Origin of the sequence: Haloarchaeobius amylolyticus (genome assembly GCF_042678045.1) — an archaeon.
Taxonomy (GTDB): domain Archaea; phylum Halobacteriota; class Halobacteria; order Halobacteriales; family Natrialbaceae; genus Natrinema; species Natrinema amylolyticus_A.
In genome coordinates, this window is the sequence record NZ_JBHUDI010000013.1 from 86,762 (window position 1) to 96,076 (window position 9,315).

Below are 9,315 nucleotides of genomic sequence, written 5' to 3' on the forward strand. Positions count from 1 at the left end.
GTTCAACGAATCGAAGGAGCCGTGACTTCGGGAGAGCATCCATCTCCTCGCCAGCTACTCACCTGTCGTGTTTGCCAGCAAGGGTTTCAACAAGGCCATCGTCTTCGGTATTGCCACGCTCGGGGTTGTCGATGCATTGGTTGCACCGCAGTTCGGTGACGTCGCACATATTGCAGGCGCACTTACCTTTGCCGTCGGCGTCGTCTTTCTAGTCGTCGGCCGGTCGGAGCTGTTCAACGAGAACTTCTTCGACCCAGCCGCAAAGGCGGTCAATCAAGACAACTCGTGGCTACTCGGGTCGCTTTTTCGGCTATGGATCCTCACCCTCGTCATCAATCTTGTCGGCGGGTTCCTCTTCGCATTCGTCTTTGCTGTCGATGGCGTCCTTCCGTCCGGGTCAGCACATGCACTGGAACGGACTGCCGAAGAGATCGTCCACCGGCCGGTGAGAGTGATGTTTGCGAGCGCCATTATCGGTGGTGCACTCGTAAGCCTCCTGTCGTACCTCCTCGAGGCCGTCAACAGTGTCCAGAGTCGTATTACCATATCATATATCGTCGGGTTCCTGTTGGCTCTTGGACCGTTCGACCACGTGGTCGTCACTGCAATCCACGTCTTTTTCGGACTTCTCTTCGACGCTGCGATCGGCTACGGAGCGCTGGCCGAAACAATCGTCGTCGCGACTGCAGGTAACTTCGTCGGAGGAATCGGCCTCGTTACGTTCACCCACGTTGCGCAGGTAATGGGTGTGGAAGACTGAGCGCAACGAGAAGCGATCTCCTGCCTGCATCCGCCAGAGCGCTAGAGCCCTCATCACGTCTGATTCCGTCATGACCAGTGGAAACGCGGGTTCGACCAACGGGTTGACTGAGGAAGCGCGTCGTCTCATCCTCGATCGAACAAGCGGGGATGGGTCACGTCAAATGAGGCCGTTGACTCGCCGCTGACCACGGATTTCGAATCGTCGAGACCGAACGTACTGGACACACGGTTGATATCGCGATACAGGTCTCGGTCAACAATGTCGACCTCCCCGGGATTTGCGGCGGCGATGAAACTGTTCACGAAGCTGTTTAGGTGCTCGTCACGGTCAACGCGCTCGAGGACGTGGTGCTCTCTATCCTCCCGTCGGGAACGGCGAATATCGCCGTATCGACGATAATGTTTCAAAAGCGCTAATTCAGTAACCGCCAAAATATAGTTTAGAGCTATGCATACTCATAGAGTCAACTAATCTAAACAATACCGACTACACGGGCCAAAGTACTATAAGATCACAATCAAGAAGGTCAAGGCACTAGAAGGGGTCTCAGAATCGCATAACAATGGACATCAAAAAGGAAATAATACTTATATTAATAGTGGTCCTTGTACTGGTTTTCTTGGGCGGGCTTATCCTTGCTGGTTCAACTGCTGGACTGTGGTGACAGATGGATTGTCGAGCCGAAATTAGATCCTTTTTATAACGAATACTCTGTAAAATGTAGCAGTGACATTCCCATACTAATTTGTGGCGTCTAACACTACGGGTCATTGATGGAACCACTTGAGATCAGTTTACGAATACTGGCCGGACTCCTTCTCATCGGATTGAACGCGTTTTTCGTCGCAATTGAGTTCGGTCTGACTCGTGCCCGACAGTATCCCGAGTCAGAATTCGACACGCCATCGCTTCAACTTGCATGGGAGATGACTGACGATCTCGAGTTCTATCTCACAACCTGTCAGATCTGGATCTCCGGAACGAGCATCGCGTTAGGTATTGTCGCTGAACCTGGACTGGCAGCGCTATTCGAGCCGGTATTCCAGAATACGGCGCTCGCGTCGATCGGGGCAGGCTCATTACTTGGATTTTTGCTTATTAACTTGATTCATCTCACACATGGCGAACAGACACCGACATACCTCGGTGTCGAACGCTCGAAGCAAGTTTGTCAGTATGGAGCACGACCACTCTACTGGTTCGCGAAGGTGCTTGCCCCAGCGATCTGGTTCGGAGACTGGATCGCAAAGGGAACGCTGAAACTATTCGGCATCGAGATGACTGGCGCATGGCGTGAGACTGAACAGGAAGTCATCGAATCACGAGCGGATCTCCGCAATCGACTCGGGTCTGTCCTCGATGAAGGTGATCTCGCGCCAGAGCGACGGGAAGAAATTATGAATGCACTCAACATCGGAGAACAACCCGTCCGTGAGGTAATGGTCCCCACTGATGAGATTGTTGCCCTCTCAACGGCGGTCGATCTCGAGGAGAATTTCAACCGGATCGAAGAGCAGCCGCATACACGATATCCATTGGTCGGTGACAGTTTTACAGAGTTCCGCGGGATCATCTACTTCCCGGTGTTAGGTGGATATCGCGATGAAATAGCTACAGGGGACCTCGATCTCGAAGAGATCGCTGCTCCGCCGATGACCCTGTCGCCAGACGTAGATATTAGCGATGCTATCGATCAGTTCCAAGCCGAGCACCAAGAGCTCGCGTTGGTAATAGAAGATGGGGAAGTCGTCGGAATGGTAACAGTAACAGACCTCTTAGAAGCAATCATGGGAGACATTGAGGACCCTATTGATGATTATCTCAACCGCGAAAAAACGTAGCTGCAAAGACTATCGACGGTATTCTGTAGACGTCCTTAGACACAAGTTCGATATCATTCGCTTCATTACTCTGTAGCCATCCCCTCTTGTTTTGTGTTCCCGTCCCTAAGTCTACGTATGTTCGATACCCTTCTCTTCCCGGTCGACGAGAGCGATGGGACGACAGACATATTTGAGCACATCCTCGATATTGCGACCGCACACGGCTCGACAGTCCATATCCTCAACGTGGCGGATACAACACGAGACAGTGTGACCCAGATTCGTGGGGAAGTCGTTGATACCCTCGAACGGGAAGGCGAGCAACTCGTTCGAGAGACAGCTGACCGTGCCAAGCAACGAGGCGTGAGCACTGTTACAGACGTTCGACAAGGTGAACCATACAGAATCATCATCGACTACGCTGAAACACATGATATTGATCTCATTACTATGCCCACTCACGGTCGGCAAGGCCTCGAGCGCTTGCTCCTTGGGAGTACCACCGAACGGGTAGTCCGGCGATCAGACACACCAATCCTTACGATTCAACCGGATGCAGCCGACGAACTCCAGTACCCATACGAAGACGTCCTCGTCCCAACAGATGGAAGTGACTGTGCGAATCAAGCGCTTGCACTAGGTGTAGACGTCGTGAATGCCGAGGAGGCAACGCTTCATCTACTCTCCGTCATCGCTCTCGCGACCCTCGGAGTCGACGTCCGGAGCGACATCCAGCAGTCGATGTTAGAGGAAAGCGCGACCGAGTTGCTCGACGAGGCGGCGGAATTCGCAACGAACGCTGGCGTCGAGTCGGTTTCGAAGACGATCGAACACGCCCCCTCGATTTCCGAAGCGATCCGCTCGTATATTACCGACCACGACGTCGATCTCGTCGTCGTCGGGACACACGGTCGAACTGGCTTCGATCGATACATGCTCGGAAGTGTCACGGAATCGCTCGTTCGGACGTCACCGATTCCCGTTCTGACGGTTCGAGAGCCCACAGAGAACAGTGAATGACGCAGACACTCAGGGATGCTGGTAGGAGTCGACATGCGATCGAGAGTAGGTTTCGAACCGTGGAAACTCACGTCTTCGTTTATATGAAGGTCTCCCATCTAGTCAGCTATGGACGAATTCGACGCCGAAGGACGGAAAACACGAGTCCACGGGAGAGCGGGAGCCGACGGATGACGCTCGAGCGCGACGACCCGATTACGTTCGAGTTCGAGGATACCGCGGATCGGGGACACGAGAGTACAACCCAGCGTGTCGAAGTCGCGTTAGCCGATGGCGTGAAGCGCCGCCAGTCGAGGACGGAACGCGGGATTTCGGGCCGGCTGTGGACTGGTCGCGTTCCGGTAGTCGTCGGGCCACCGTCGGATTTCTCCGAACACCAGGAGGTAGCTCAGCCGCTCGAAGAGAGGGAGAGACACGGAACTGGGTGCCCGACAGCGACGAGGTGGGCAGTATGACGGGCGACTCCCGAAACGACCGCACAGAGCCGTGGCATGGCACGTCCACCAGTGACGTCCTCGAGACGCTCGAGACTGATGACGATGGGCTGTCGTCCGCTGAGGCGAGCCGACGGCTCGAGGAATACGGGGAGAACGACATCCGCGAGGCAGAGCGCACGTCGCGTGTCGAGCTCTTGCTCTCTCAGTTTCGAAATCCACTCATGTACCTGCTCGTCGTAGCGGCGCTGCTCTCGCTCGGCGTCGGGCTCTTCCCGGAGAGTGAACCGAACTACGCCGAAGCCGCGTTCATTGCGTTAATCCTGTGTGTGAACGGGCTGTTCGGCTTCGTCCAGGACTACCAGGCCACGAAATCGATCGAGGCGCTTCGTGAACTCGCAAGCCCGAGCGCGATTGGTATTCGTGATGGAACCAAGCAGTCCATCGATGCAAAACAGCTTGTGCCTGGTGACGTGATCTATCTCGAACAGGGTGACGCAGTCCCGGCGGATGCACGACTCCTCGAAGCCGACGGGCTGCGGACAAACGAATCCGCGCTCACGGGGGAGAGTACGCCGGTCGAGAAGAATCCGGAAGCCGTCGATGACGACACGCCACTGGCCGAACGGCGGGATATGGTCTATATGAACACGACCGTCGTGAAAGGGCGCGGGAGAGCCGTCGTCGTCGAGACCGGTATGGCGACGGAGGTCGGCGGGATCGCAACTCAGCTCGGCGAGTCCGAAGACCGACAAACCCCGTTCGAGGCGGAAGTCAAACAGCTCGGAACGCAAATCGGCGCTCTCGTCGCCGTTCTCATCGTTCTCGTTACCGTCGTCCAGTTTCTCTTTACCGCGACGGGTATCGTCTCGGTTCTGCTCGTCAGTATTACCCTGGCCGTCGCGGGAGTCCCGGAGGGGTTGCCTGCGGTAGTAACGTTTACGCTCGCGCTTGGAGCCCGAAAGATGGTCGATCGAAACGCCCTCGTCAGACGACTCCCAGTCGTCGAGAGCCTCGGATCGACCGACGTCATCGTCACCGACAAAACTGGAACGCTCACCGAAGAACGGATGACGGTGACACGCCTCTACACTGCTGGAACCATCGTCGAGCCCTCCGAGATCAGTCCAGTCTCGGCCGACGGGAACGGAGGGGGCCAGCGAACGGATACTCGGCACAGCCAGGACATCGAACAGGCACTCGAGTGGCTGCTCCGATGTGGTGCCGCGTGTAACAATGTGGAGCGAACTGAGGAAAACGAGTACAGGGGCGAGCCGACCGAAGTCGCGGTCCAGCGAGTGGCAGATGACGCTGGTGTCGACCGACCCGGAGAGCGGATACGCGAGATTCAGTTTTCGTCGGAACGCAAACGGATGACGGTACTCGTCGACAGCGACGATCCAACTGCCTACATGAAGGGTGCACCGGAAGTCGTGCTCGAGCGGTGTGACCGCATCCTCGAGGCTGGAGGTGTGTGTGAGCTTACTGATGCGAAACGACAAGACGTCCTCGAGCGAACCCAGTCGTTTGCGGGTGACGCGCTCCGAGTGCTGGGGTTCGCATCGAAGACGATCGACGATCCAGACGCGGATGCGGACCAGATCGAGAACGGGATGGTGTTTCTCGGTCTCCAGGGAATGCTCGATCCGCCACGTGCGGAGGTCGAACAGGCAATTGCCGACTGCCAATCCGCCGGGGTTCGTCCCGTCCTGGCGACAGGCGACAACCTTGCTACTGCCAAGGCGATCGGCGAGCAGATCGGGTTCGATCCGGAAGGCGCGCTTACGGGCAGCGACATCGACGACCAGTCGGACGACGCGTTGCGCGACACCGTCGAAGAAGTTGATATCTTTGCACGAGTCACGCCGGACCACAAAGTCCGGATACTGACTGCGTTACAGGAGAACGGCCACAACGTCGCAATGACCGGCGACGGCGTCAACGATGCGCCCGCACTCACACAGGCCGACGTCGGGATCGCCATGGGGAATCGTGGGACCGACGTCGCACGGCAGGCGTCGGATATGATCCTCCGTGACGACAACTTCGCGACGATACGGGACGCAATCGAAGAGGGGCGCGGCATATTCGAGAACGTTCGAAAGTTCGTCAACTACCTCGTTTCGACTAACACCGGTGAGGTCCTGGTGGTCTTTTTCGGTGTCCTTCTCGGGAGTCTGCTGTTTCCCGAGCGGTTTACGGGAACCTCCCAGGCACTGATTCTGACTCCCGTCTTGATCCTCTGGATCAACCTCGTCGCTGATACGCTGCCGGCGCTCGCTCTCGGAGCGGATCCACATGCTGCCGGACTCATGGAGCGGCCCCCGAGACCGTCGGACGAAGGCGTGATCAATACACGTGTGCTCGTATCGATCGTCACGATCGCCGTCTTGCTGGCGCTCATCGGTCTTGGGCTTTTCTTTTATGGTCTCGAAGCCACCGACTCGCTCGTCCGTGCACAGACGCTTTTGTTTACCTTTATCGTTGTCGGGGAGATGATCCGGATCTATGTCATTCGATCCCGATACGGTCTAACCCTTGGCTCTAATCTGTGGTTATTGGCTGCTATCGGGTTCTCGTTTCTCCTCCACCTGACAGTTCTGTACACACCAGTACACGACTTTTTCCAGGTCGTTCCGCTCGCCGTTCACGAGTGGGGGTGGATCGGCGTTGCCTTCGTCGCGTTCCTTCTTCTCAACGTCCTCACGTCTACCGTATATGACCGACTTTTCGATTCGTCGATGTCAAACGGACACCTGGGAAATGAGGACTATCAAAAGCGAGACGACAAGCAACAATAATCCGTTGGAACAACCGTCTTTCTAATTTCAGGCGCTAATCCCAAGGAGCGAGCGCAAGCAAGTGAGTAGGGTAGTTCATCCTGCAAGGATTAACTCATTTCCCGTTGAGTCACCGTTCATGGGACCAATCCTATTGGCCACTGATGGCAGCGAATACGCCAGACAAGCGGCCAAACGGGCAATCGAACTCGCAACAGATCGCGGGGTGGCGCTGCATGTCATCTGTGTCGTCGACCAGCGTCGCTTCGACGATACCGCCCTCAGTTCGGCGGAACTGGCGACGATCTACGCTGCCGATCACGCCGCAATATGTGTCGAAGAGATCGTGGAGATGGCAGCAACAGAAGACATTCGCGTCGTGGGAGACACTCGACACGGAAGTCCACACGATGTCATCCTCGAGTACGCCGACGAAGTAGACGCAGAAATCATCGTTGTCGGAGAACATGGCAACCACACAGAGCACTTCTCGGGGGTTCGTCGGAAACTCCTCGAGGAGAGTGATCGGGAGGTTCGCATCGTCGAAGGGACTGGTGGGAAAATCATGGAGGAGTCTGGATAACACAATGGCGAGACAGTGCACCTCAGAAACCACGTTCACGAGAGGACGACTATGACCTCGGACGAACACCAGCAATGGCCACCATTCGAGGTCCTTCTCTCGGCCCAGCAGACGGCACTCGAAGCGACCACAGATGTCGTTCGCAAAGCGACTGTCGCCCAAGACCGGATCCAGGACGCCGCGTCTGCAGGTGTCGGTCAGACCCCGAGTGAAGTCGTCTACACGGAGAACAAGCTCGAGTTACTCCGTTACGAGTCACTTACCGAGAACCAGCATCAGATTCCGATTCTCATCGTTTACGCCCTCATCAACCGACCGTATATCCTCGATCTCCAAGCAGATCGATCGATCGTCCGCCGACTGCTGGAAGCCGGTCACGACGTGTACCTCATCGATTGGCACGAGCCGTCACACCTCGATCAACGGCTCGGACTCCAAGACTACGTCAACCGCTACATCGACAACTGCATCGACGAGATACGCAAGCGATCGGATCAGGACGCCGTCAACGTCCTTGGCTACTGCATGGGCGGCACGATGTCGGCCATCTACGCCGCGCTCCATCCGGAGAAGGTGAATGCACTCGCGCTGATGGCAACCGGCCTGTACTTTGACGACACCGGTGGCGTCCTCGAGCTGTGGGGCGACGAGGACTACTATGATCCGCGGACAGTGACCGACACGTTCGGAAACGTCCCTGGGGAGTTTCTCGCTACCGGCTTCGATATGATGGACCCGGTAGCAAACAACATCACGAAATACGCACAGCTGTCCGATCGGCTCGAAAACGAGGATTTCGTCCAAAACTTTGCGCGAATGGAACAGTGGCTCTCCGATAGCGTCGACGTCGCTGGTGCAGTCTATGCTGAGTTCCTCAAAGAGATCTATCAAGACAATCTCCTCTACAAGAACGAACTGACCATCGACGGCGAACACGTCGACGTCACGAACATCGATATGCCCCTTCTACAAATCGTTGGTGAATATGATGTTCTCGTTCCGCCAACGGCAAGCAAACCGTTTAACGATGCCGTCGGGACTGCTGACGCTTCAACCATCGAATATCCCAGCGGCCACGTCGGTCTCGCGATGTCCAACGGGGCTCATCGCGATCTCTGGCCCGAAGTCGCCGAGTGGTTCCTCGAGCAATCCGAGCAGCCAACACTCGCAGCCGTTATCGGTGACGGTATCGAGGAAACGCTCGACATCGACGTTGAAACGGATGTCACGGTTGGAGACGTCGACGAACTGGAAATCGTCCTCGCGGACGACGACGGTGAGATCGAACGTGGGATAGTCGCTCGTGACGCGACAGCTATCGAGACGTTTCTCGAAGACGCGCTCGGTCATGAAATCGGTTTGAATACTGGACCACAGGGGATCGCTGTCGAAGTCGAAACCGGCGAGGGAGTCGAGACGGTGGGCGTTGAGAACGTCAGCGAGGCGACTCGTACCGAAGTCGAAGAGGCCGCTGACGAGGTCGCTGTCGCTGCCCCATACTCGTACGATCTTGATGATGTTGGAGGAATCGGACCGGTATATGCTGAACGGCTTCGATCCGCAGGAATCGAATCAGTCTCCGAACTTGCTGTCGCCGACAGTACACACGTCGCGACGGCCGCTGAGACCACCGAGGAACTGGCAGAGAGTTGGATTGATCGGGCCCAGAAACTGATCGGGGTAGAGGGATCGAATAAGAGAGACCAATGAATAGATCGCGTTGTAGAGCCATGTGAACTACCTTGCCTACTCGCCGCCTTCGGCGGCTCCTTGAGGCAGGGGCTTCCTGTTTCCACGACGCGACTTACAGACACAGAAAGCGTGTCCACCGTGGTCGCAGTCTCCGCAGGCGTTGTGAACTACCCCACCCTACTCGCTCGCTTGCACTCGCTCCTTGAGGGAGGGGCTTCCT

The 9,315-nt window shown here is 56.3% G+C and carries 6 protein-coding genes; all 6 read left to right on the top strand.

Features of this window, described 5'->3' with window-relative positions; translation table 11 throughout:
* The first annotated feature begins 67 nt into the window (after positions 1-67).
* The 6 genes from ACFR99_RS20250 (at position 68) to phaC (ending at position 9,113) form a co-directional block, all read left to right on the top strand.
* Positions 68-760 (top strand): formate/nitrite transporter family protein, encoded by a 693-nt coding sequence (locus tag ACFR99_RS20250; protein WP_390291573.1) that lies wholly within the window; start codon positions 68-70, stop codon positions 758-760.
* A 776-nt stretch (positions 761-1,536) separates the two neighbouring features.
* A complete protein-coding gene (locus tag ACFR99_RS20255; RefSeq protein WP_390291576.1) occupies positions 1,537-2,604 on the top strand; it encodes a CNNM domain-containing protein in 1,068 nt (355 codons plus the stop codon).
* Between the two features lie 117 nt (positions 2,605-2,721).
* A complete protein-coding gene (locus ACFR99_RS20260; RefSeq protein ID WP_390291579.1) occupies positions 2,722-3,606 on the top strand; it encodes a universal stress protein in 885 nt (294 codons plus the stop codon).
* Between the two features lie 451 nt (positions 3,607-4,057).
* Entirely contained in the window at positions 4,058-6,841 is a 2,784-nt protein-coding gene (locus ACFR99_RS20265) for a cation-translocating P-type ATPase (protein ID WP_390291582.1), read from the top strand.
* Positions 6,842-6,959: 118 nt separating this feature from the next.
* Complete coding sequence (locus tag ACFR99_RS20270) at positions 6,960-7,403, top strand: universal stress protein (RefSeq protein WP_390291585.1); 444 nt, start codon at positions 6,960-6,962, stop codon at positions 7,401-7,403.
* Positions 7,404-7,454: 51 nt separating this feature from the next.
* A complete protein-coding gene (gene phaC, locus ACFR99_RS20275) occupies positions 7,455-9,113 on the top strand; it encodes a class III poly(R)-hydroxyalkanoic acid synthase subunit PhaC (RefSeq protein WP_390291588.1) in 1,659 nt (552 codons plus the stop codon).
* Positions 9,114-9,315: the final 202 nt, after the last annotated feature.